The 25,867-nt window shown below is 39.5% G+C and carries 19 protein-coding genes and 1 tRNA gene; 5 read left to right on the forward strand and 15 right to left on the reverse strand.

Annotated features, from left to right (window positions below; genetic code table 11):
- Positions 1-19: 19 nt before the first annotated feature.
- Together ACFSR6_RS06290 and ACFSR6_RS06295 are read left to right on the forward strand one after the other, a co-directional pair.
- Complete coding sequence (locus ACFSR6_RS06290; RefSeq protein ID WP_379076439.1) at positions 20-952, forward strand: NAD-dependent epimerase/dehydratase family protein; 933 nt, start codon at positions 20-22, stop codon at positions 950-952.
- 47 nt (positions 953-999) lie between these two features.
- Positions 1,000-1,821 carry an SDR family oxidoreductase gene (locus ACFSR6_RS06295; RefSeq protein WP_379076442.1) on the forward strand — a complete coding sequence of 274 codons (822 nt, stop codon included), beginning with the start codon at positions 1,000-1,002 and terminating at the stop codon, positions 1,819-1,821.
- Positions 1,822-2,107: 286 nt separating this feature from the next.
- Here the strand turns inward: ACFSR6_RS06295 and ACFSR6_RS06300 are convergent, their stop codons facing one another.
- The 12 genes from ACFSR6_RS06300 to ACFSR6_RS06355 form a co-directional block, all read right to left on the reverse strand.
- Positions 2,108-5,494 (reverse strand): DEAD/DEAH box helicase, encoded by a 3,387-nt coding sequence (locus ACFSR6_RS06300; RefSeq protein ID WP_379076444.1) that lies wholly within the window; start codon positions 5,492-5,494, stop codon positions 2,108-2,110.
- Positions 5,495-5,687: 193 nt separating this feature from the next.
- On the reverse strand, positions 5,688-6,719 hold the full coding sequence (locus ACFSR6_RS06305; protein WP_379076447.1) for a GntR family transcriptional regulator: 1,032 nt from the start codon (positions 6,717-6,719) through the stop codon (positions 5,688-5,690).
- A gap of 42 nt (positions 6,720-6,761) precedes the next feature.
- Entirely contained in the window at positions 6,762-8,147 is a 1,386-nt protein-coding gene (locus tag ACFSR6_RS06310; RefSeq protein ID WP_379076450.1) for an FGGY-family carbohydrate kinase, read from the reverse strand.
- 14 nt (positions 8,148-8,161) lie between these two features.
- Entirely contained in the window at positions 8,162-9,442 is a 1,281-nt protein-coding gene (locus ACFSR6_RS06315; RefSeq protein ID WP_379076453.1) for a sugar isomerase, read from the reverse strand.
- Between the two features lie 253 nt (positions 9,443-9,695).
- Positions 9,696-11,816, reverse strand: a complete 2,121-nt coding sequence (locus ACFSR6_RS06320; protein ID WP_379076455.1) for a bifunctional aldolase/short-chain dehydrogenase — start codon at positions 11,814-11,816, stop codon at positions 9,696-9,698.
- Positions 11,817-11,844: 28 nt separating this feature from the next.
- Positions 11,845-12,939, reverse strand: a complete 1,095-nt coding sequence (gene rhaT / locus ACFSR6_RS06325) for an L-rhamnose/proton symporter RhaT (RefSeq protein WP_379076458.1) — start codon at positions 12,937-12,939, stop codon at positions 11,845-11,847.
- A 295-nt stretch (positions 12,940-13,234) separates the two neighbouring features.
- Positions 13,235-14,656, reverse strand: a complete 1,422-nt coding sequence (locus ACFSR6_RS06330; protein ID WP_379076461.1) for an arabinose isomerase — start codon at positions 14,654-14,656, stop codon at positions 13,235-13,237.
- A gap of 5 nt (positions 14,657-14,661) precedes the next feature.
- Positions 14,662-15,546, reverse strand: a complete 885-nt coding sequence (locus ACFSR6_RS06335; protein WP_379076464.1) for a helix-turn-helix domain-containing protein — start codon at positions 15,544-15,546, stop codon at positions 14,662-14,664.
- 119 nt (positions 15,547-15,665) lie between these two features.
- The gene (locus ACFSR6_RS06340) at positions 15,666-16,517 is read right to left on the reverse strand and encodes an alpha/beta fold hydrolase (RefSeq protein ID WP_379076467.1); all 852 of its coding nucleotides are present in this window, start codon (positions 16,515-16,517) and stop codon (positions 15,666-15,668) included.
- 18 nt (positions 16,518-16,535) lie between these two features.
- Entirely contained in the window at positions 16,536-17,003 is a 468-nt protein-coding gene (locus ACFSR6_RS06345; RefSeq protein WP_379076470.1) for a pyrophosphohydrolase domain-containing protein, read from the reverse strand.
- A gap of 293 nt (positions 17,004-17,296) precedes the next feature.
- Positions 17,297-18,031, reverse strand: coding sequence for a LytR/AlgR family response regulator transcription factor (locus ACFSR6_RS06350; protein WP_379076473.1), 735 nt, complete (start codon positions 18,029-18,031; stop codon positions 17,297-17,299).
- A gap of 68 nt (positions 18,032-18,099) precedes the next feature.
- A complete protein-coding gene (locus tag ACFSR6_RS06355) occupies positions 18,100-19,107 on the reverse strand; it encodes a sensor histidine kinase (protein WP_379076476.1) in 1,008 nt (335 codons plus the stop codon).
- Positions 19,108-19,310: 203 nt separating this feature from the next.
- Here ACFSR6_RS06355 and ACFSR6_RS06360 point away from each other — a divergent pair, with 203 nt between their 5' ends.
- Positions 19,311-21,728, forward strand: coding sequence for an outer membrane beta-barrel family protein (locus ACFSR6_RS06360; RefSeq protein WP_379076478.1), 2,418 nt, complete (start codon positions 19,311-19,313; stop codon positions 21,726-21,728).
- A gap of 84 nt (positions 21,729-21,812) precedes the next feature.
- On the opposite strand, the gene ACFSR6_RS06365 is transcribed toward ACFSR6_RS06360, so the two are convergent.
- A complete protein-coding gene (locus ACFSR6_RS06365) occupies positions 21,813-22,295 on the reverse strand; it encodes a GNAT family N-acetyltransferase (RefSeq protein WP_379076481.1) in 483 nt (160 codons plus the stop codon).
- Positions 22,296-22,427: 132 nt separating this feature from the next.
- On the opposite strand from ACFSR6_RS06365, the gene ACFSR6_RS06370 reads away from it, so the two are divergent.
- Positions 22,428-23,030: a hypothetical protein gene (locus ACFSR6_RS06370; protein WP_379076483.1), complete on the forward strand. Its 603-nt coding sequence runs from the start codon at positions 22,428-22,430 to the stop codon at positions 23,028-23,030.
- A 166-nt stretch (positions 23,031-23,196) separates the two neighbouring features.
- Here ACFSR6_RS06370 and ACFSR6_RS06375 read toward each other — a convergent pair whose 3' ends face one another.
- On the reverse strand, positions 23,197-24,792 hold the full coding sequence (locus ACFSR6_RS06375) for a S41 family peptidase (protein WP_379076486.1): 1,596 nt from the start codon (positions 24,790-24,792) through the stop codon (positions 23,197-23,199).
- A 364-nt stretch (positions 24,793-25,156) separates the two neighbouring features.
- Between ACFSR6_RS06375 and ACFSR6_RS06380 the strand changes: the two genes are divergently transcribed.
- Complete coding sequence (locus tag ACFSR6_RS06380; RefSeq protein ID WP_379076488.1) at positions 25,157-25,603, forward strand: SRPBCC family protein; 447 nt, start codon at positions 25,157-25,159, stop codon at positions 25,601-25,603.
- A 59-nt stretch (positions 25,604-25,662) separates the two neighbouring features.
- Here the strand turns inward: ACFSR6_RS06380 and ACFSR6_RS06385 are convergent.
- Positions 25,663-25,735, reverse strand: a tRNA-Phe gene (locus tag ACFSR6_RS06385).
- Between the last annotated feature and the right edge of the window lie 132 nt (positions 25,736-25,867).

Genomic DNA, 25,867 nt, shown 5'->3' on the forward strand with positions numbered 1-25,867 from the left:
AATCAAAAAGACAAAAGATATGCATACTATACTTGGCGCCGGCGGACCAACAGCAAACGCACTGACCAGAGAATTAATCAATGCTAACGAAACCATTAGATTGGTTAGCCGCAAACCGATTTCTACAGATAAACCCAATGTAAGCTGGGTTAAGGCCGATTTATTAAATGAAGCTGAACTTTTGGCAGCAGCCGAGGGTTCAAAAGTGATATACCTGTGTGCCGGCTTGGTTTACGATGCCAAAATTTGGCAACAACAATGGCCTGTTATCATTCAAAATGTAATTAACTTAACCAAACGTACCGGTGCCAGACTAATTTTTTTCGATAATGTTTATATGTATGGCCTGGTAAAGGGTCCCATGACTGAAGATACACCTTACCAACCCTGTAGCCTGAAAGGCAAAGTAAGGGCAAAAGTAGCTCAGCAATTAATGGATGAGAGCAAAGCAGGCCACATTAACGTAACCATTGCCCGTGCGGCCGATTTTTATGGAACAGACTCCATGAACAGCTTTCTTGACATGATGGTTCTTGATAAATTTGCTAAAAAAGACAAAGCTCAATGGATAGGAGATCCGAATACACTACATAGTTTTACCTACATTGAAGATGCCGGAAAAGCTTTATTTCTGTTGGGACAAACACCCGATTCCGGGAATCAGATATGGCACCTGCCAACTGCTGCTCCTTTAAACGGGAAAGCTTTTATTGAAACGGCTGCAAAGATTTATGAAACCAAGCCTCAATATTTAACCATTAATAAACTGATGCTACGTTTAGTGGGCTTATTTAAAAAGGTAGTTGCCGGTACCGTAGAAATGTATTATCAGTATGATCATGATTATCATTTCGATTCTACCAAATTTGAAAATGCCTTCAACTTTAAACCAACCTCTTATTACGACGGTATTTTAAAATTATCTAAAACAATGTATAAAAAACAGAATTGACATGAATCAGCGTAAATTATAGTGCTAAGTATTTATCTTTAGCACGAATGATTCAAGATAATACCACGTATAAAAACAGTGTTAAAACCATATCGATTTTAGGTTGTGGTTGGTTTGGATTGGCTTTGGCCAAAAAACTGATAGGGTTAAATTATGTAGTTAAAGGTTCCACCACAAGTCAGGATAAGTTAGCGATACTTCAAGCTGAAAATATACAACCATTTTTAGTCAACTTTACAGCAGAAGCGATTGAAGCAGACCCGGCTTTTTTTGAGACCGATACCTTGTTTATCTGTATCCCTCCAAAGCGCAATTCTATTGAGCTTATTGATTATCCAAGTAAGATAAGTTCAATTTTGACCTCGGCAAAAGATAAATCGAAACATGTGGTATTAATCAGTTCGACGAGTGTTTATGCTGATGAAAACAAAACGGTAAATGAAGCCAGCAACCCCAATCCTGATACGGATTCAGGAAGGGTCGTTTTAGCTGCCGAAGTACTATTCAAGGAATTATTTCCAGAAAACTGCACAGTGATTCGCTTTGCGGGCTTAATTGGTCCTGATCGTAACCCTGGAAGGTTCTTTGCCGGAAAAAACAATATACCAAATGGTTTAGCGCCGGTAAACCTGATTCACCAAACAGATGCTGTAGGTGTTGCGGTAAAACTTTTAGAAAAACAGGCATTTGGCAGAACGTATAATGCCTGTTCGCCTAACCACCCTGCAAAAATGGAATTTTACACCAATGCAGCCAAAACCACAGGGCTTGCAGAGCCTGATTTTATTGCAGAAAAGAAGGATTGGAAAATTGTAGAGAGCTTAAATGTTCCAGAATTTCTGGGTTATGAGTTTGAGGTGGTGATTTAGAAATCTCTTCTCGCGTTCGTCACCCTGAATTTATTTCAGGGTCTATTTTGCAAGAAAGATGCTGACCACGAAGTAGCTACAAGGCAATAGAAAACACTATTTTTACTTGTAAAATAAATTCAGCATGACGATCGCATAAGTCAAAGAGGCTAAAAATCATCACCACGAATAAATAGTAATCGAATTAAGTTCAATAGATCTCTCGACTACGTTGTACTTCGCTCGAAATGACGAAAATCATTGTGAGGCCATTTAAATTATCTCAATAAACCAATAGCAAAACCATTTAACTCAACAAGCCTAACAGTTCTTTCTTTGTTAAATTCCGGAACAAACTCCCATCTGTTTGGATCAGATCTTTTACCAGGTCTTTTTTAGTTGCCTGTAGCTTCATAATTTTTTCTTCAATTGTTCCAGGGCAGATCAACCGTACAGCCATCACATTTTTATGCTGACCGATCCTATAGGCTCTATCTATAGCCTGGTTTTCAACAGCAGGGTTCCACCATGGGTCGACCAAATAAACATAATCGGCTTCGGTTAAATTTAATCCGGTACCGCCAGCTTTTAAACTGATCAGAAAAACCGGGATATCAGCATTTTGTTGGAAAGAGCTAACCACTTCTGCTCTTTTACGGGTTTGCCCGGTAAGGTATTCATATTTAATGCCATGTTTTTCCAATTGTTTTTTAATCAGATCGAGCATGGTTACAAATTGAGAAAAAACAAGAATTTTATGTTTTCCGGCCTTATTCACGATCTGCTCCATCAGCACATCAATTTTTGAAGAAGCCTGTAAATAAGATTTCCCATCAGCCAACAACTCGGCCGAGTTACAGATCTGCCTTAAGGTAGTAATACTTTTCAGTACGTGCATCGAGCTTTTAGGCAGTTCATCCTCCTGTTTGCCCAAAATAAAATCCTGAATTTCCTTTTTGTTCGCCTCGTACACTTCGCGTTGTTCTGCTCCCATTTCGCAATACAGTATTATTTCTGTTTTATCGGGGAGTTCTTTCGCCACCTGTTCCTTTGTTCTTCGGAGAATAAATGGTCTTATTTTTTTCTGAAGTTCTTCTGCCCTTCTACTGTCTTTAAACTGATCGATCGGGGTTGAATATAAATCGGCAAACTGCTGTTTACTGCCAAATAAACCTGGACAAGCAAATGACAGCTGCCCGTATAAATCAAAGGTATTATTCTCGATCGGTGTACCCGTTATTGCTACTTTATTTCTCGATTGCAGCATCCGAACCGCTTTATAACGCTGCGATTCGGGATTTTTGATCAATTGCGATTCATCTAAAAATATATAGTTAAAGCGATAATCTTTTAAGAAACGGATATCAGAAAGCAGCGTTCCGTAAGAGGTTAAAATGATCTCGTAATCATCGAAAGTATCGGTGGTTTTTGTCCTTTCGCCTGCATAAATCGTTTTCACCTTAATAGATGGGGCAAACTTCTCTACTTCAGCTTTCCAGTTAAAGATCAGCGATGCAGGAACCACCACCAGGTTGGTATTGTGCTTCACTTTTTCGCGTTGCGATAAAATAAAGGCTAAAATCTGTATGGTTTTACCCAAGCCCATATCATCAGCCAGGCATGCGCCGAAGTTAAAATCATCTAAAAAGTTAAGCCAGTTTAAACCGTCTTTCTGGTAATGGCGCAGGGTTGCCGTTAAATCTTTTGGCAATTCCACTTCATTAATGAAGCCAGTTCCTTCAAACTTCTGCTTATACAGTTTTAATTCGTTTTTTACATCGCCATCCAGTAAAGCGTCTTCATAAAGCTCGTTTATAGAAGCAAACTTAATTTTTGGTGTAAGGATGGCATCTTCGGTTACCTCGCCGGCACCGAAATAAGCTGCAAATTTCTCTATCCACTCTTGGGGCAGGATACCTTGGGTCCCATCATCTAGTGTTACAAACCTGCTTTTGTTCCTGATCGATTTATGGAGATGTTTTAGTGCAACCTGTTGCTTGCCAAACTTTACCTTTACTTTGGTTTCGAACCAATCGGTTCCACTTAATACCTCGATGTTAATTTTCGCCTGGAATTCACTCAATTTATTGTTTTTGAGCCTGTTGAAGCCTAAAATATGAATCCCTTTATTTCGCCATGTCTCAAAAGCATCTAGAAACCAGGCTTCTTCCAGGAACCGCTTGCGATGCAGGTAAAAAGAATCATTAGTTTCCTGATCATAAAAATAAGGATGCTGTTTCAAAACGTTCCCAATAAACTGCAGTTCGGCTTTTTCATCGCGGTGCAGGGTAAAGAGATTGCCCAGCTTATCCTGTGCCTGGATCTGCTTTTTAGACAGCACAGGGATTTCGAGGTTCCCATAGCGCATTACGGGCGTGATATGAATGTAATCTTCAGATTCTGAAAGATAAATCAGCTGCTCGTTTTCGAGATCAAAACCTTTTTCTTCAATTTGGCTTTTGGTGGCAGGTTTTAGATAAGAATAATCAACATGAATACTTCCTTCTAAAGGCACCAGGATAACTTTCTGAAAATCAGAATATTTGGTTTTGTGCAGAATTAACCTGTTGCTCTGTTTTTTAAAAAAACCAATTACACGAAGAAAATCGAGTCTGCCGATTAGATATAGTTGATTGTTAAGTTTAACGAAGTACTGATGCACCAATACCAGGTTATCCAATTCGTATGATTTTCCTTCAATAATCAATCGGCCGGTAATTTCATAATAATCATCGCGTTGGTTTACAGAAAGGCGCAGGTCTACGTCCAGCAGATGTACATCAACAGCCGTAATGGTTGTGGCTTGAATGACGCCCGATTGCTTACTATCCTGCAGATAAAATGGAATCTTTTGCGGATTTTTCACAATCGCTTTTAAAGCTTCGATTTCGCCTTCGCTTTGATCATGATTATAATTCTGTTGAAAAGTGGTAATTCCGCTAAAAAATTTCAGCAGTTGGTTATCTTCTGTTTTAAATATTAAATCGGCCGGATTAATTCCCTTTAAAGGATTTTTAACCTTACCACTTTTAGTGGTTTCGGCTTCGAATAATTCTACCGTTAAATTGTTGTAATAGCGGTGTTGACCAAAAACCAGGATCATTTTACCCCGGTCGTTTTTTACCCGAACTTTTGTTCTGGGTTTGCTTACCGGCAGCAAAAGTTCCTGCAGATCTTGCTGGATTTCTTTGTTAAATGGCTGAAGGGCATCCATCTTAGGCCGGATCGCTACCTGGCCGTCTTCATACCTAAGGTTAAACAAAAGGTCGAAATCCTCTTCTTTTTCCAGTCCGTAATCAACCGCAATTTTAGCAAGCTTTTGTTTCCGCAGGTTACTATCAAAAAAAATGAGCAGGTCCTGGCGCTGGAGGATATTGTATAAAACCCTGGCCTGGTGTTCGCATAACTTATGTTTTGGCGTAGCGCAACGGCAGGAAAGTTTTACCGAGTTTTCATTTTGCTGAACCTGGACAATTGGGAAAGGTAATCCGGAGGCCTCATCGCTAAAGGCGGCAAAATCAAGCTCAATCTGCTCAGGGAAAAGCTGATAAAAGCCCTTAACATCTGTATGGATCAATCCGCTTAAATGTTTGAGGATAACAATCTCACTCAGGTTTTTCAGATTAAAATCCTTTAAAATATAATCGTAAGGATTTTGCTCTGGTACTGGATGCACGGTTACCTGTTCACTCATTTAAACTAAAATAGCTAGGTGATAAAAGTAATCATTAATACGTTTTTGCTAAAACCTCTTTTTAGGTTTTTATACACAAAGGATAATTTATGCTCAGAAAATCGTCATGCTGAATTTATTTCAGCATCTATCAAGTCACTAAGACCCTGAAATAAATTCAGGGTGACGGATCGCGTTTATAAAAATTTTCTTACTACAGCGAATTACGCAGGTTCAGATAAAAAGGTACTTCTACTTTCTCAGTTTTGCCGTTAAGGATAAATTCTGCTGCTTGTGCGCCAAGTTTGCTAAAATCAGTTGATATGGTGGTTATCCCATCCAAAATGATCCTTTTTAAAGGTGTTTCGTTATAGGAAATTACACCAACATCTTTCCCGATCTTAAGTTTCTGGGCAATCAAGCGTTCAATCAGTATCACCAGGTCGTCTTCCATCAGGTTGATGTATACTTCACCCGGATTAATTTCTTCGTCTTTGATGTTATGGATTACCTTATGATCAAAAGCATACTGCTGGCAGAACCGGTAAAAGCCTGTGAGTATTTCGTGCGGAAAATAACTGTTTTTTGGAAAGATAATTTTCAGGGTGCGATAATGTGAAAGCCTGTCTAGAGCCTGTTCCAAAGCCGCGTAAATATCCTGAGCAAAATTCTCATAGGCCGCCGCATAATTGCCGGTTACCCCAGGTAAAAGTTTATCAACGATAACCAGTTTTTCTTTTGGGATGGTATTGATAATTTCATGTGCATTTTCGCCTCCTTCTAAAAAATGCGGGATGATTACAAAGTGTGAATAATCATCGCGCTTGGCAACAATCATTTTTTTAAACAGTGCGAAATCGTTGTTATAGATATAAAAATCAATAGCAGCACGCTCACCCAGGGTTTTGGTAAAAGAATCGTAAATAATCTTTTTGTGCGTACTGAGCTTATTAAAAAGCAGGCAAACCTTTAATTTGCGTGAAAAATCGGTATTGATAATGAAATAACCTTTGCCTGGTACGGAATCAACCACACCAAGTTTCCTCAGGTTGCGGTAACCTTTTTCGGCAGTATCTCTTGACATTTCCAGGCTGAAACTCAACTCATTAATAGATGGCAACAGACTATTCTTCAGAAGTTTACCACTTTCAATTGCGGCCAAAATGGCATTTGTTAATTGCTTGTATTTTGGTGTCGACGAATATTCGTCTACATTAATATAGGGGATTAAATCTTCTGGTTTCAAAACGGTTATATTGATATCGCAAATTCTAATATAAGGAAATTCCTAAAAATCTATTGTACGCTGTATGGCAGAATAGTATTTTAACTGGATCATATCTGTTGGGGCAGAGTTTTCGTTCCAGGCATCGTTTATAGCAAGTGCAGTACCAATGGCTGTGGCCTGCGAAACCGAAGAGGCATAAACCTCGATATCCGGAATAGCAATAGCCAACAGGTGCATATAAATTGCATTTTTACCGAAGCCGCCATCTACAAAAATTCGTTTCACACCCGGGTTCAAAATCAGCTTTAACGAATAAACCTGCTGTTTGATCAGGTCAAAAATTAATTGATGATAGGCTTCCTCTGCCGTTTGAAAGAGGTTAAGGTCGCGCGATGGAAATGCCGAACTCGTCGAAAACACCTGTTGCTCGAGCAAGTTTTCAGGAATTTTATTGGACAGCCTCAAAATGATAGAAGGATTAAACTTCAAATGTTTAAACAGATAAGCTGCACGATCGAAATGTTCGGCAATGCGTTTAAGCTGTACCTCGTGTTCATAACCTGCAAAAATACGCGAAGCCTTAACCGCTTTCCCCTTAAAGTGCATGTAACACAGGCAATCCTGCTTAAGTTCTTCGGCAGTTAAAGGTTCCTGGTTAAATGGGTTTAAACTGATGCACCAGGTGCCGGTTGAGATCAGTACAAATGGTGTATTAAAATTGGCCAGATAAGGAATCAGCGCTGCTGAACTATCGTGCAGGCCTACTCCAACCATCATGCTTTTACCTTCGAAATCGGTTTTGAGGCTCGAATCGGCAGGTGTAAAGGTTCCGAGCTTATTATCGATTTTTTCTGCTGACACCCAGCTGTGGTACTGGTTTTTATTAAAATCCCAAAGCTGGGTATGACAGCCAATGCTGGTAATATCGGCCATAGCCTTACCCGTAATCAGGTAGCTCAAATACTGAGGCAAATGCAGTGCCCACTTCACTTTTTTAAATATTTCGGGCTTTTCATTTTTCAATCGATACAATTGCATCCCCGAATTTAAACTACCCAAAATTGGTGAGGCTGTTTCTAACGAAATTTTCTCTTCTCCTCCATACTTTGCATAAAAAGCTTTTTTAAGTGCTTCAGGGTACTCTTTTAAGTAGTTATAAAGTGGTGTTAACGGATTACCGTTTTCATCCAGGTAAACAAAACTGGCGCCATAAGTAGAAAAATTTATGGCCTTAATATCGAACTCTTTCAGGTGCAAAACCTGATGTAGCGAATCATAAACGGATAAACGCAGACTTTCGAGGTTTTCGCAGGGTTCGCCATCCTCATCAACAGTTTCTACAAAACGTGCAGACCGCTCATAAACGATACCGTAGTTTTCGTCGATCAGGAACAGTTTTTTATTCGTTTTCCCAACATCGAATATGGCAATTACAGGTTTAAGCATTTCAATTCTCCTCTTTACAAACCTGTAGCAACGGTTTTTCCCCGGTAATTCACCAATTTATTGCGTACATCCAAATTGCGGTATAAACCGATTGGGGATAATGCAGCTCCGGCTCTTAAACGCGCTTCGGCAACCAGCGGCCTTAAATCGCTACGAAAAGTATGTTGCAAAATTTCCTGTGCCTTTACCACATCATTGTTGTTCTGGGCTTCGTTTAATGCTTTTCTATCAACCAATAGTGCTTGCGCATAAGCAATCATAATGGCTTCGACAGATTGCAGGAGGTCTTCAAGCGGATCTTTTACATTGTGCGAAGCATCTATCATCCATCCTAAATCTTTTGCATGGTTCATGCCCTTTGCATCCATACCTTCTACCAGCTCGTTAAAAATCAAAAACAATTGGTAAGGTTTAATACTTCCGGCAGTTAAATCATCGTCGCCATATTTAGAATCGTTAAAATGGAATCCACCTAATTTTCCTTCCATTAACAATAGCGCTACAATCTGTTCGATATTTGCATTAGGTAAATGGTGGCCCAAATCGACCAAAGTATAGGCTTTTTTACCCAATTTGCTGGCATACAATAATGATTGCCCCCAGTCGCCCACCGTTGTTGAATAAAAGTTAGGCTCGAAGGCTTTATACTCTACAAACATTTTCCAATCATCCGGCAAGGCAGCATAGATCTCCTGAAGGCTTTCTAAAGTATTTTCGAAGGCCTTACGGAAATTAAGCTGACCAGGGAAACAAGAACCATCAGCTAGCCAAACGGTTAAGGCATCAGATCCCAGTGCAATGCCATGTTTAATAACCTCAATATTATGCTCAATTGCCTGTTTACGAATGTCTTTATTTACATGCTGCAATGAGCCAAATTTATAGCTGTATGCAGAACCCGCCTGATCTTGAAAGGTATTGGAGTTCATGGCATCGAATTTTAAGCCGTAGCCAGATGCTAAAGTTTTTAAAGCCTCAGCATTTTGAGGAATATCCCAGGGGATGTGAAGTGAAATGGCTCCGCTTGCACCATTTAGCGCATGGAGCAAACCAACATCTTCAATTTTTTCTTCAATAGTTCGTGGCTCACCTCCGGTGATGGCAAAACGGCCAAAACGTGTTCCGCCTGTACCTAAGGCCCAGCTTGGAATGGCAATCTGAAAATCAACCAGTTTCTGAATTATGTTTTCTATATCAACATGTGCCCAATCTTCTTTTAAGAAAGAAAGCTTGCGCTGATGCGGAGTTAAAAGGGAGTCGTTGTGTTTTTCTATTTGGTTCTGCTCAATATTCATGAGGATATTTGGTTTATTAGGTTAATCGTTTTGGCGATACAATCGCCAAAACGATTAACCTCGTTATAAGCGAGGACGATTATCTTAATGTTTTAAAGTCATTATCGGTCTACGGTTGAACGCAGACCGATTAAACAACTTACTAAAACTGAATTTAAAACTATTTTGCCATGGTCTGTGTCCTCACAGACCATTTATCTTATCTTCTTTTCTATCTGTGGGGACATAGACCGAGGATTATAGACCATTTGCGCTATCTTACAAATGCCATGGCTACTCCGCCATCAACATTTAAAACATTTCCTGTTGATTTGTTCAGCAAACCACCCACAAAGGCAAAACAGGCATTGGCAATATCATCTGGTAATATAATCTGGTTTAACAAAGTACGTTTTGCATAATAAGCGGGCAGCTCTGCAACGGTAATACCATAGGCTTTTGCACGGCCTTCAGCCCAACCGCCTGCCCAGATATTGCTATCGCTGATTACAGCATCAGGGTTAACTACATTTACACGAATATTATCTGCCCCCAGTTCAGCAGCGTTTAACCTGCTCAAATGTAATTGTGCAGCTTTTGCACTGCCATAGCCGGCATTATTGGGTCCGCTTACCAAAGCATTCTTACTTACAATATTAATAATATCGCCGCCAATGTTTTGCTTTTGCATCGTATTTGTTGCAGCCTGCGTAATAAAGAACTGGCCTTTTACCAAAACATCATATAATAAATCCCAATCCTTTTCGGTATGATCGGCAATGGTTTTAGAAATGGATAATCCTGCATTGTTTACAATGATATCTACCCCTCCAAAAGCCAAAGCGGCCGAATTGAAAGCAGCTTTAATATCTTCTTCGCTGGTAACATTTAAAATTACGGTGCTGTAAGCATCTTTGCCGTAAAGTCCTTCAAATTCTTTCCCTGCTTCCTCCAATCGCCCGGCATTCATATCGTTTAGGATGACTACAGCACCTTCTGCTACAAACTTTTTAGCAATTGCTTTGCCTATCCCACCTGCACTACCTGTAATAAGGGCAATTTTACCGGTTAAAGGTTTTGGCTTAGGCATACGCTGTAATTTTGCCTCTTCCAGCAACCAATATTCGATATCAAAAGCTTCCTGGTGTGGTAATGACGTATATTCTGAAACGGCCTCAGCCCCCTTCATCACGTTAATGGCATTGATGTAGAATTCTGCAGCCACCCTGGCCGTTTGCTTATCTTTAGAAAAAGTAAACATTCCGATACCTGGATACAGGATAACCACCGGGTTGGTATCGCGTATGGCCGGGCTATTCGGATGCTTACAGGCTTCATAATACTCGGTATACATTGCCCTATACGCTTCGAAAGCAGGTTCTAATGCTTCTTTTAGTGCTTTAACATCAGATAAATCGGCATCGCTTGCCAATGATAAAACCAGGGGACTGATTTTAGTGCGTAAAAAGTGATCGGGACAGCTCGTTCCCATTGGCGCAAGGCGATCCAAATCATTAGAATTGATAAATTCCAGCACGCGGCTATCGTCAGTAAAATGACCGATCATATGTTGTCTGGAAGAGCACAAGCCACGTAAAACAGGTGCTATTGCAGCTGCTTGCTTTTTACGCTGATCTGCAGCTGCGCTTTCTATTTTCTGTCCGCCAAAAACCGGGCCTTTTTTACCATAATTCTGGTTCAGGTAACCTGAACAGATCTCGATCACTTCTAAGGTATTCAGGTAACTTTCGTAAGCGGTATTGCCCCAGGTAAACAAACCATGCGAGCCGAGCATAATACCACGGATACCCGGATTTTCATCCAGGCATTGTTTTAATTGTAAGCCCAGTTCGAAGCCCGGTTTTTTCCATTCCACCCATCCAATGCTACCCCCAAATAACTCTTCGGTAATTTTTTTACCATCTTTAGCTGCTGCAATGGCAATAGCGGCATCCGGATGCAGGTGATCGATATGCGCAAACGGCAGGAAACCGTGTAAAGGTGTATCGATTGATGGTGCTTTAGAACCTAAATCGAATATGCAATGGTTAAACAATTCGACCATTTCATCTTCATGCTCTGCCCCGCGGTAAATATTTTTCAGGCTGCGCAAACGATCAACATATAATGCTGCCAGGCCACTTTTCTTTAAGGTTCCTAAATCGCCACCTGATCCTTTCACCCACATTACTTCGGTTTCCAAACCGGTTAGGGGATCTTTTTCCAGTACTTTACATGAGGTATTTCCACCGCCATAATTGGTTAAGCGTAAATCGGCCCCCAACAAATTAGAGCGATAAATTAAGAGGGCAACTTCATCTCCAGCCAGTTTTGCGGCTTCCTCATCATCCCACAGATAGCTTACGTACTTATAACTTTTCGTATCGATTGACATTCTTATATTCTATTTAAATTTTTATTTGTTAAGCTTTTATTGAATTACCATAACCAACAATGAGTACCGAAACGATGATGGTTAAAATACCCGCCAAAACGGTAATCAAAGTTTTTCTTGATACACCTTTCCATTCTTTTAACACCAGGCCCCATACATTGGCAATTAATATGATAAAGGCCATGTGCAGAATCCACGAACTCGCACCATTGCCCATTTTGCTTTCGCCCATACCGTAAAAGAAGAATTGCAGGAACCAGGTTGTACCGGCCAGTGCAGAAAAAATATAGTTTTTTAAAAGGGGTGTTTTTGCATTGGTATAATCGTTAAATGTTTTGTTTCTTACATTCAACAGCATACACCAGATTAAGTTGGTGGTTAAACCTCCCCAAAGTACAATTACATAAGTAATATTGTTCTGAAACAAGAAATTACCCGTTTCTGCAGGATTTGCTGCTTTCCAGATAGCGTTCGCTGCATCGGCCATTGGTTTTCCGGCTTCGATACCAAAGTTGAAACAGGCGCTTAAAACACCTGACACAATTCCTACGAACAAACCTAGACCAAATTTGTATTCGGTTTTCACCTCCATGCCATGAGGATCGGTTACACCCGATTTCATCTCCTTCTCCTTCATCATACCCGCTTTACCACAGATGATAATACCAACTACACATACCAAAAGCCCCAGTAATACCATACGGCCCCAATCTGTTTGCAAAAACAGGGTAAAAGTATCTTTACCAGGCTGTGGGAAAAAATCAAAATAAATGGATGGTAAAATTGAACCCAAAACCATACAAAGCCCTAAAATAATACTGCTTCCTAATGATACACCCAGATAACGTACGCCCAAACCATAGGTTAAACCTCCGATACCCCACAGTACCCCAAAAAAATAGGTGAGCCATAAAATATTACCGTTGGTGCCCGAAATAATTGCCGTAAAATTTGGAATGGTTAAAAAAGCAGCAAGTGGCGGGACGATTAACCAAGAGAAGATGCCCCCTACTATCCAGTAACTTTCCCAGGCCCAGCCTTTAACTTTTTTGTATGGAATATAAAAACTGCCGGAGGCGAACCCACCGAAGAAATGAAAAATTACACCTAAGATTGCTTGCATGCGCTATTAATATATTTGGTTGCTCTAAAATAAAATATATGGCAACTTTAACTGTTATGCACTGTTATGGATGTTAAATAATCGGCCACCTGGAAGACAGAAGCAGATGGTACGGAGACGCGAGACAGGGGTCGGAAGTTATGAAGCAGAGAGCAAATTCCTGTCGTTTTTTACACCGTGTTTTCCCTTTCTCTCGTTATTTGGTTCTGTACTGATAGATTACTATCTGACACACATTCATGCACTCCAGCATACCAAATCACATAAAAACCTAAATATTTACCCTTATTTCAGATTAACAGACCTGAACCACTTCGATGCCAAGCAAGCTCGCCAGTTTGGTTAGTTTTGTCCCGATATGTCCAATGCCTACTGCACAATGGTGTGCAGGCCCCTGGGTATTCCAATCTTCAACAAATTTTCTTGCCCCGATAGGAAATCTGTACCTGCTGTTGGTATTTCCAATTTCGAGAATCGGTCCAGCTACAGATTCCCCTTCGGCAATCAGGAAAAAGATTTTTCCCTTGTTTTCGACAACAGAAAGCAAGGTTACCGCACCATGTTTTACCGACATTTCTACCGATAAGCCACTACCCACCTTACCATGGTATACCTGCAATGGCTTTACTTTTATTTTCCCTTCAGCAATGGCCAAATGCCCTGGCCCATCATGTCCCATTAATACTATATCATCTTTAAAATCTATGGCATAATACTCTGTAAATGAACCCCCGGTATCAAAACTATCCATAATTTTCATGGCCTGTGCATTTTTCACTTCGTATTCTCCTGCCACAGGGATTCCTCTTGCAGTAAGTAAAGAGTTGCCCAGAATAATGGAACTGATGGTATCGCCATTGGCATTACCTGTCCCTTTATGATAATAAGCCATCGATCCTAAATGGTAACGTGCTACCAATTTATCTAATGCCACTGCGGTTTTTGCTGCGCGGTTTAATTCGTAGGCCTCGCATGAGGGATCAATTTCAAAAACCGATTTAAATTCCTCGATTTTTGCCTTAATCTCATCTTCAGAAAGTTCGTCCCTCAGGGTTGTAAGCTCATCAGGCTCGATAATTTCGATATGGCTGCCAAAAACGGAGCATTGCAAGGTGATATCAGAATAAATGTCAAGCATGCCACTATAGTAGCTACCCATCAAACCGAGCGTATTGTGGCTCATGATGTGTGCAACCTTAGCCGCCTCTACCCATTCGCCAATTTCTTTCCAGGTTTCCGCGTCGTTCAATACGCCTGTAATCTGATGAAACTGAATTCCTGAACGTTTAAATACATTCGCAATTTCCGGAACCGGGCAGGCAGAACAATAAGCCAGCCACTCTCCGGTCATTTTGGTGCGATCATTCAGCTGGTTAAAACCGGTATAATCAATGGCTTCACTTGGCGAAAGATTTAAAATAATTACGGGAACCTTTGCTCTTCTTACCACGGGGAGAACTGTTGAGGACAAAGCATAGGTTGTTACATATAAGAAAATCACATCTACATCGCCTTTTTTAAAATCGTGTCCGGCATCAAAAGCTTTCTCAGCATTGTCTACCAAACCTACGTTTAAAACCGCTGCCCCATAGGTTTTCAGTTTATGCTCTACCTGTGTTAAATAGCCGGTCAGTCGCTGCTCTAAGCCGTCAAATTGTGGCCAGTATGTATCTAAACCTATGCCGAACAGCCCTATTCTAAATGGGTGATTAGTCATGATGATTATGAATGGTTTCTGTATTTAGATGGCGATAACAGCATTTTGCTCTTGAAAATTCTCGAAAAATAATACTCAGACTCAAATCCGTTCTGAAAAGCCACTTCGGCAATGCTCAGATCTGTTTCTTTTAACATTTTGCCTGCTTTCTGGATTTTAAGGTTCAACTGGTACTGCCCCGGAGACTTCCCGGTGATTTCTTTAAATGCTTTTCTAAACCAGGCATAACTTACGTTGTGTTTTGCGGCCAGTTCTTCCGGCGATATATTGGTATTCAGATTTTCGTGGATACTGTATTTGATGTTGTTGATCAGCTGTGTTTTCCTGCTGTTTGATTGTGCTTTAAGTAGCGCCGAAGCATAAACCAGCCCCAACAACTGTATGGTTAAACAAGCTGCCAGCTGGTTACTGCCCGCACCGCCAAACCTTATGGTATCAATGAGCTGGATAAAGATGTTGATAAATTCGGCATTAAAACCCATCTGGATCAGCGGACGCTCCGGATTAAAACATTCCTGTTTCATCAGGTGGCTGGCATAGCTACCCTCAAAACCTACCCAATATTCTGTCCAACCGATATTTGTGTCGGGCTTAAAGCGATGCCAAATCCCGGGGTAAAGGAAAAATAGTGTTCCAGGCTGGATATCGACCTTGCCTAATTTTTCAGCTTCGAATACACCTGTACCCGAAGCAATATAAACCAGCTGATATTCAGCAAGTACCCTACCCTTGTCCCATTCGAAAAAATAACCTTCGGGATGTTTTGAATCAGGATAAACTGTATTTACAGGATGAACGTAATGGCCAACATCAAGCACTTTTATGCCCCAATCTGGCTGCTCCTTCTGATCTGAGTGATCTGCATGAATATACTTGCGAAAAGTATCCATAATTTGGTTAGCGTTTTAAAACGACAACCTAAATTAATTAAAGCACCTTACAATTTAGACGGTTATGCTAAATAATATCAGAAAGTACATTTAAAATAACAGAATATACAACTTTGTTTTTAGTGTAACGATTGGATTCTCTGCACAATATCTTCAATTACGTCGGCAGACTTAAGGATTTTATAGTGTCCTACATCTTCAAAAGATTTTGCACTGATTGCAGGATATTTATCCAAAAATTCCTTAAGAAATGGATAAGGTGAAATGTGATCAGCAGGATCATAAGCCAAAAAATGATCTGCATCCGGACTTAACTCATACAGTTCAGTAAGGTTAAAGTGGCTAACCGGCACAGGAAATTCTTTGGCAAAGTTGCTAAAAAATATATCCTGGTCTTTAGCTCCGATGTTTACCGAATTTAGGCTCTGCTCAAAGTTCTCTTTCAGTCTGATTAACGGTGCAATGCTAATGAGCAGATGGGGAGTTAAACCAAGTGCCTGCAATGCAATTACATTGGCCATACCGCCGAGCGAATGTCCGATCAGGACATCAGGTTTTGCATAGTTTAAGGCAATAGATTTTACTGAATCGGCATATAACATCAGGTTGGAAAATTCGGAGACTGAACTTCCGTTTCCAGGTGCGTCAAAAGCAATGATCTCTAAGTCTTCTATTTTTTGAAGCTCAATAATCAGCTCATAAAAATCCAAGGCTTTTGAAGCCCAGCCATGCGTAAGTAACACTTTCCGGTTTCCATTTCCCCAGCTAAAACAGTTAATGGTTACATTGGCTTTGGTAAAATAGGTATCAAACACCTGCAGGCTAAACTGTTTTGATGCGGCAATAAGCTGCTCCTGATGAAGGCGCAATGGCATTTTAGGCGAATAAAAAATAAACTCACGCAATAAAGCTGCCTCAGGTGCTGCCTGTGTTAATTTAAGCTCGTTTACAATTTGCTTTAGCCTTTTCAATTCAAGCTAATTTGTGAATTAAACCAAATGTGATCTTAAATCAGCTGGCGAATAGTTAATCGATTTTAAAGTCTTGTCGTCTGATTTTCTGAATACCAAAAACAGTCCGTCGATTTCTTTATAATAAGATTCAGTCTGGTCTTTATCCAGGTAAAACTGAATGGTTTGTTCTGCTTCTTCTATGGTTTTACAGGCTTTACTCATATTAGAGCGGTGCACCTCGTCGAACAAAGTTTTAAATTTTCCGCCCAAACCAAACTCGTGGATAGCACCAGCCAAAACATATTGTAAATCACAAAGGGCATCTGCAACTTCTACCAGATCATTATTGTCTACTGCTTCCTGCAATTCTTTCAATTCTTCAGCTAAAAGCGAAATACGTAAATTGGCCCTTTGTTTGGAAGGAATAACCGGACTTTCTAAAATAGGATGTTTAAAAGTAGTATGAAATTCTGCAACCTGGCTTAGCGAATTAGTTTCTTGCATGGTGATTTTGATTTAATCTTTGGCAAACTTAAAAAAATCGGAAGAAATTCTGGGGAGAATTTATGAACATGATAAAAGGGTTAATTGGTTAACTGTTTAAATTGGTTAACTGCAAATTGCCAACTGGATTGCTAAATTGCGGCATTGCTAAATTGTTAACTTCAAATTGCCAACTAGAAACTGTTTAAAATGGTTAATCGGTTAACTGTTGAAACTGGTTAATTGAAAGACGAATCCCAACAATTGAACAATCTAACAATTCAACAATATTTAACTATTCCTCAATTACCCGGTTAACCGTTTTTCTTCCCTTCCCTCACCACTTTAAAAAACTCTTCTTTATAGGTTTCGCCAATAGGAATGGCCTGATCGTTAATATAAACGGTATTTCCATCTATCATTTTGATTTTTTCGATGGAGATAATATACGATTTGTGGATCCGGTAAAAAGGCGGCTGAGGCAGTTCAGTTTCCAGCTCCCGCAGTGCCTGGTAAGTCACAATTCTTTGGTGAGCGGTATACACCGAAACATAATTCTTCAATCCCTCTATGTAGAGAATATCGTTGTAATTCACCTTGATAAACTTGTTCTTGGTATCGCCTTTAATAAAAATAAAATCGTTTCCCTGGGTTTGGGGCTGCATAGCAACTTCCTGCGGTATGGGTGCCACAGGCATTAAAATTTGTTGCGCTTTGGTAGCTGCTTTATAAAAACGCTCATACGAGACCGGTTTTAACAAATAATCTACCACATCAAGATCAAAACCTTCCAAAGCATATTCGGGATAAGCAGTGGTTAAGATGACCTTACATTTGCCACCACAGATTTTTAAAAACTGGATCCCGGTTAATTCTGGCATCTGTATATCTAAAAAAACAAGGTCTACTTTTCCTTCCTGCACCAGGTTAAGTGCTTCAAAAGCATTGGTAGTGGTTCCAATCAAGGTTAAAAAAGGAGTTTTATTGATAAAGGCAGCAATAATATCTGAAGCATAAGATTCATCATCAACAGCAAGGCAACGGATCATAGGTAACGGTTATGGGTTAGCGTTTAGGAATAAGCATAATAAAGTATTTCAGCAATGCAAATTATCCATTAGAGATTTAAGATCAAAGTGCTTTTATAGGTATTACCATTATTAGAAATCAACAATTCATGTTTTTCGGGGTAAATTAAATCTAACCTGCGGTGTATATTAACCATACCTACACCGCTGGAGTGGTCTTTCTGTGCGTGACTGATTTTATTGCTTACCTCGAAACTTAACCGTTTGTTATGCACTTTAAGCTTAATACGCACTGGTTGGGCTTCATCATTCACCACACCATGTTTAAAAGCATTTTCAACAAATGGGATCAATATCAGCGAAGCTATTTTCTGGTCAGTAATCCCCTCTGTTATAAAATCGACATAAAACTTTGGTTCAAAACGCATTTTAAAAAGTGCTATATAACTCTCTAAATATTCTACTTCCTTGCTTAAACTTACTTTACCATCCGGACTGTCGTTCAAGGTATAACGCATCAGATCCGATAAACGCAAAACAGCATTGGCCAGCTGGTCGGAAACAGGAATGGCCAGGGAGTAAACATAATTTAAGGTATTGTACAGAAAGTGCGGATTGATCTGCGATTTCAAAAATGAAAGTTCTGCCTTAACCACTTCTTCCTTAAGTTTACGGTTCACCTGCTCCGATTTAAAACTCTGTTCAATACCATAAACCGCAGCGGGCACCACAATAAAAGCAATAGTCCAATAAATGTTATCTGATATATATTCCCAGGCGGTAACTCTACTGTCATAATTATGAAAACCAAACCATTTTAAATAAAGCACCTCCTCTATTAAATAACGGAGAGATATAAATACTGCCATTGTAAACAGAATACCACCGATTAGCTGTGGTATTTTATTTTTCTTTAAAAACCGCGGATACACCCATAGGTAACAGATATAAAATTCTATCAACTGGATAAAATTCATGGATACATTAAAGGCAATCTTGTTAAATGTAGTTCCTGATATTAAGACACCTCCATAGAAATAACCCAATATAAGTAACCAGCACACAATGTGAATAGAAATAATTTTAACTGTTTTCATGGCCTAAAACTATAGAAAGCTTTTTTAATCGCCTATTTTCTTATTCCAAACATGCAAATAATTATCCCAACCCCTGGCATTAGAGGATGAACACCTTTTATTACCTCAAAAAGCATTGGGATAATATTTTAAAGGGTTGGGATTATATAATTTTTAGCCTCATACAGCCTCTTCATCTTTGAAACGTCAATATAAAACAAACGATGATGAAGCTATTATTTAAATCTGCTCTTTTTGCCCTACTTATTTTTAACCTCCAAACTGCTTTTGCTCAAAACATTAAGGTATCAGGAACCATTACCGACAAAAGTAAAAAAGCACTCGATTATGCATCTGTAGCATTAATCCACTTACCCGATTCCGCTTCAGTTGCTTTACAAGTTACCAACCAACAAGGTTTATACGAGTTCAGCAACGTTAAATCAGGGAGGTATCTGATCAAAGCCTTAATGATGGGTTATGGAAAAAACCAATCTGAACCATTCGAGGTAAAAGATAGGGCTCTTAAGGTTCCGGTAATTATGCTGGCAGACCAAGCTCAAAACCTGAAAGAGGTAAACATTATATCTAAAATGCCGGTAATTGATCAAAAAGCAGACCGGGTAATCGTAAACGTAGAACAGATGAATACTGCAGGTGATAATGCCTTGGAAGTAATCAGCAGATCGCCAGGGGTAAAACTGGATAAGGACGACAACATCGTACTGAAAGGTAAGAATGGAATCAATGTAATGATCGATGGTAAGATGAGTTATATGACGGGCCTGGAATTAACCACTTACCTAAAATCATTGCCCGGATCAGTGTTGAGCAAAATAGAACTGATTTCCAACCCTCCATCTGCTTTCGATGCGGCGGGCACGGCTGGGATCATCAACATCAAACTCAAAAGAAATAAAATGCAGGGCTTTAACGGGAACATGAACCTGGGTGGAGGTTACGGTCGTTATGAAAAAGTTTATGCCGGAACCAACCTCAATTATAATATCGGAAAGCTTAGCACTTATATACGGTTAGATGCCGGACATTATAACTCATACAACAGGTTAACGTTAAACAGGACCATTGGCGCTGAACAATATAACCAGCTTAACTTCTGGCATCCGGTAACCAACAGCCTAAATTACGCTACCGGTGCCGATTATTTTATAAATGACAAACATACCTTGGGATTAATGGTGAAAGGATTTACCGCTCCTGAAGAAACAAAAGTAAACAGCAATTCGGTAAATTATAATGCGGCCGGCATAAAAATGGGGGCAACATCAATGTTCAATCCTCAAAGTAATACCGAAAAAAACCATGCCCTTAATCTAAACTACCGTTTTAAAACAGATACCTTGGGTGGAGAATTGGGTGTTGATGCAGATTATGTTCAATACGATAACAGCAAAGACGAAACCTTTACCAATACTTATCTCGATGCGGGCGATCACTTGATCGGCAATCCAATCGATTTACGCAACAAAGGCATGGGCAAGGTTTCTATCTATTCGATCAAGACCGATTATAGCATCAATTTTTCAAAAACATTAAAAATGGAAACCGGCTGGAAAAGCAGTTGGGTAAAATCGCAGAGCGATGTGCGTTTCGATTCGTTAAAAACGGAAGGCTGGGTTAATGATCCCCGCAGGACAAACGCCTTCCTATACAATGAAAATATCAATGCAGGCTATCTTTCCCTTGATAAAAGTTTTAAAACGATCCAGATTAAAGCGGGCTTACGAGCAGAACAAACCTTAGGTAATGGCAGTTCATCGGGCACAAATACCTTGATTGACCGAAAATACTGGAAGCTTTTCCCAACGCTTTTTGTTTCCTTAAAGCTCGACTCCAACAACCTTATAACAGCGGCATACCGGAAGAGCATTAACAGGCCATCATACAGTAGCTTAAACCCCTTTACCTTTTATTCTGACCCATATACAGCTTTACAGGGCAACCCGTTACTACAACCATCTTACGCCAATAGCTTTGAATTTAATTACTCCATCAAAAACTTCAGGGTACTTACCTTAAGTTATTCGGTAAGCGACGGTTCGATATGGGAAGTGGTTTATCAGAACAATAACACAAAAGAGAGTATCTCGAAACCAGAAAACCTGAACAGAACCACAAACTTTTACATGGCTACAGGCAACCCTTTCGATATAACCAAATGGTGGAACAACAGCACCGAAGTTTCGGTTGGTTATAACCGCACCGAATCAGCAGTACAGGGAAATGGTTATAATGCATTCTCATGGAATTGGTCGGTCATGATGGATAATACGATCACCCTGCCTAAAAACTATAGCCTGTCAACCTATGCTTATTACGATTCTCCTTCAGTTTCCGGTCTTTTCCACAGCTTGGGGAGTTATCAGCTAAATATTGGTGCTAAAAAATCATTCTGGAATAAAAATGCAACACTGGCCCTAAAAGTAAATGATATTTTTAATACGAGTAAATTTAGAGCCAACCTGGAATACAACAACATTAAAACCTACTGGCAGAACGAATGGGAAAGCCGTAGAATTAATTTAAGTTTCACCTATAAATTCGGGAATATGAAAATTAAAACCGCCCGCAGGAGGCAAACCGGAACAAGCGATGAGGAAAACAGGGTAGGCAAAAATTAAGATTAAAGGGAAAATGCAACCGGTTAATTGAGCTGGATTTATCACAAAAATTAACCGGTTAACCGTTTTTTATGGTTAATCCAGTTATAACACCAACAGCATCCAAACATTGCAGGCAAAATGCCCCGAATTACCCAATGGTGCAGCGAGTTTTTTAAAACCTGCCTTTTCGTACATGGCAATTGCGGTGGTAAGCTCCGGAAACGATTCTAAATAAACCTCATTATAACCAAAATGCTGTGCCGATTCTATACTTTTCTCCATAAGCATCTTGCCAATCCCCTTTCCTCGAGAGGATGCGGAAGTGTATAGCTTAACCAGCTCTACACAACCATCTGGCAAGCCTTCTGTTGGATAGATGCCACAGCCCCCAATAATAACCCCATCCTCTTCAGCCAGCCAATAAGCGGATTGGGGATGTTCAAAAACTTTAGAGAGCTCATCAGTCGTAGGATCGGTGTAAACAGTTCCAGGCCTGTCTATTTTAAATTCTCTTAAGACCGTCCTGATCATTAAAGCAGTAGCTGCATTATCTTGTGGAGTGATGTTCCGGATGGTAATAGCCATATCTTTTATTTTTTGTAAAGTTAATAACTTGAATCAATTGTTTAATCCGGTTAATAGTTATTGCTCTACAGTTGCCCAATTTTAAAGCAGCTTCTTCTAAAATAGATTTAGTATTTTGGCGTTATGAATAACATGAAAGAAAAACTATTGCTTTTACTCTTTACCATAAGCATTTTTGGCTGTGGAATAAACAGGCAGGCACAGCAGATAAAAGCCCTTGAAAACTGCACCTATAAAATTACCAGTGTACAACAGGTATCGATTGCAGGCACCGATGTTAAAAAGCTAATGGATCAGCAAAGCTTTAGCTTAACTAATTTACCAGGGATTGCCTTGGGCTTGTTAAGAAAAGATATACCTTTAAAAGCCAATCTGAATTTAGAAATAACCAACCCTTCCGGTAATCTAGCGGCAATAAACCAGTTCGAATACAAAATACTGGTTAACAATACCGACCTGGCTGAAGGCACGGTTAATCAAAATGTAAGCATTGGCCAAAATCAAACGGTTACTGTTCCGGTACAATTGGTCAGCAACATTTATGGATTGGTATCCAATGGAAATATTTTTAATGATATTATCAAGGCTGCTCAGAAGGGATCATCTTCAAAAGACGAAAAACTGGGGTTATTAACCATAAAAATAAAACCAACTTTTATGTTGGGCAATACACCGGTTAAATATCCAGGCTACATTACCATAAATAAAGATATCAGCAGTAAAATATTATTATAAATACCAGTCTAATAATAATTAGACTGTCTCATTAACAAAGAATGTCATCCTGAGCCTGTCGAAAGACCTTCGATAACACCATCAAGGGCGTTCCGACAGGCTTAACATTACAGTTTTTCATAGAAACTTATTTACAATACTCTCTTAATATCATTAGAAAGCTTCATTAAAATTTCTTGTGAGGCGTCATTACCATTCCTTTAAATCCGTTTGGATCCAACTTTTCATCCAATGCCCTTAGTTCTGTTACAGATAGTTTTGTCGGCATTACTGTTGTACTGGTACTCAAGCTGGCTGTTTTTGTTGCTGTAGTTACAAAACTTCCCGTTTTGGCATACAATAATGCATAAGATAATAAAGTCTCTGTTTCATCCCCCCATGCTTTGGTTAAATCTTCTGCTGATTCTTTATCAACCGTAAGGCCAGAGTAATAGCCACCAACGCCTAATTTGTTTTTGGTTTCAAATTCAGGGATATACATATCTACCTTGTCTATCCTGATCGGAAAGAAACCTACAGGTTTGCCGTAGGTTGTTCTCCCTATTAGCTTTACGTCCATTACCGGTTTTAAGCTATTAATGGTTAACTCACTGGCAGATGCAGTAGATCCTGTTACTATAAAATAAACCCTGTTTAAAGTTAAGCTACCTGATTTTGCAAATTTCTCTATATTATCGGCAGCTGTGGGCGAATAATTTAAATCAGCATAGGTGGCATATTTTCCATTTACACCTGTGGTAAAAGTCTGCAATTTACCCCCATCGTCTAACAACGGTTGGTGCGCCAAAACAGAAGCTTTACGCTGGGCCGTAGTGATCGTCTGTAAATAATTATTGTAATAAGAAGTAAACATGGTATTACCGGTTTCTCCTGCCGGTGCCATTAAATTAATCATATCGGTAGCAGTGGTTACATAACCGCCACCATTATAGCGTAAATCAACAATGAGTTCACTTACTCCCTGTGTAGCAAAGCCAGAAAAAACCGAACTAATTGCTGCAGAGGCATTATCAGTAAAACTATTAAATACGATGTAACCAACTTTCTTTGCACCAACAGTATAAACATTCGTAAACAATATTGGGTTAATGGTATAGAGGCTGCTGGTTATAACAGCTGTTTTTGCATTACCTGCAATATCATTAAAGGCTAAAGTAACCGCCGGATTTGTGCCAAAAATAGCGCTATTTAAAAAGTTAACAGCACCAGGATAGGTCAGATCTGTTCTTCCGTTCACACCGGTTATCCTGCAGCCACGTGTTAAGCCCTGCTGGGCAGCCGGCGAATTTGGATATACATATTTTACCCTTAGGTCTGTCTCGTTGTTATATTGGACAGAAAAACCGTAATCGTTGGCTGAACCATTCACACTGGCCTTTAGCATTCCGGTTTTACCTGTAGTAGCCGCTGTATAGTCGAAGAATGAATATTTAGGATCGCCGGGAGTACTCGTATATTCATATGGTTTTCCTGTTGACGGATTCAAGGAGTATTGCGTCATGGCATATAACTCAGCTTCATTCGAACTAAATCCACGTGGGTTAAACACGTCATAAGTTGGCAGCGAAGTATTCCAATAGTAAAGCTCCTTGCCATATAAAAAGATAGAATCTTTAGTCAGTTCATCCCGCGTTCCGCTAGGTGTCACAACTGGCGGGGTTTCAGGTCCCTCAGGCGTAGCATTGCTCTTTTTACAGCCAGTAATGGTCCCAAAGCTTAAAAAACCTAGTGCTACCAGGTAAATGAATTTCTTATTTCTCATAGAAATCAGGATAACGTTAGTGTATATACGTATTGAGCAATAGTTAAGTTGTTTGGAAATAAAACTTTTACCTACCAACAACTCAATTTAATTCAAAATATTGTGCTCTTAAGCGCATCAATTCATGAATTACGTAAATCTACCGATTAAATTACTTTCTGCTGAAATATTTATTAAATTTTAAAAAATAGGCTAAACCTATGCCAGGCTATTAGCCTTTTCACCCCCATAAATTGTCTCCTTTGCACCGCCTAAGTCAATCAATTCATCCCCAAATTTGTTATTATAAATGAACAAACAGGAACATTAAATATAAATGTACACCTAACGGTAAAGGAAATGGATTACACTAAAACTACAGGTTATGGAAAAAATAAAATTTAAAACCACCATTAACGCTACAAAAGAGAAAGTTTGGGATGTGCTTTTCGGTGTAAAAAGTTACCCGGAATGGACTGCTGTGTTTGCTGAAGGCTCCAGTGTAGAAACCGATTGGAAAAAAGGAAGCAAAGCGCTGTTTCACGATGGCAAGGGAGACGGAATGCTAGCCATTATCGAAGAAAATATCCCGAACCAATACTTGTCTATCAAGCACATTGGTGAAATAAAAGATGGTAAAGAAACACTCCATAACTGGGGCGAATCATTCGAGAATTATACGTTAACTGAAAAAGATGGCAAAACGGAACTTATAATCGACATGGAAATTATTGAAGAATGGCTTGATTATTTTGAAAAGACCTGGCCAAAAGCCCTCGATAAAGTAAAAGAAATGGCCGAAAAACGAACCGAATATCATGTTGAAACATAAATGAATACTACCCCAAACGTAAAAAGCCTTGCATTTCTGCAAGGCTTTTGTTTTTTAAGTGGTGCCACCTGGATTCGAACCAGGGACACAAGGATTTTCAGTCCTTTGCTCTACCGACTGAGCTATGGCACCCCCTTTTGGGATTGCAAATGTAGTGTTCTTTTTCTCAATTCCAAAAAGGATTTCGGTTTTTTTTCTTTCAAATACAACAATACAAAGCCATCTTTTTGAACAACAGAAAGATACGATAAAAAACGTTTGACG

Origin of the sequence: Pedobacter vanadiisoli, from assembly GCF_042684385.1 — a bacterium.
GTDB classification, from domain to species: Bacteria; Bacteroidota; Bacteroidia; order Sphingobacteriales; family Sphingobacteriaceae; genus Pedobacter; species Pedobacter vanadiisoli.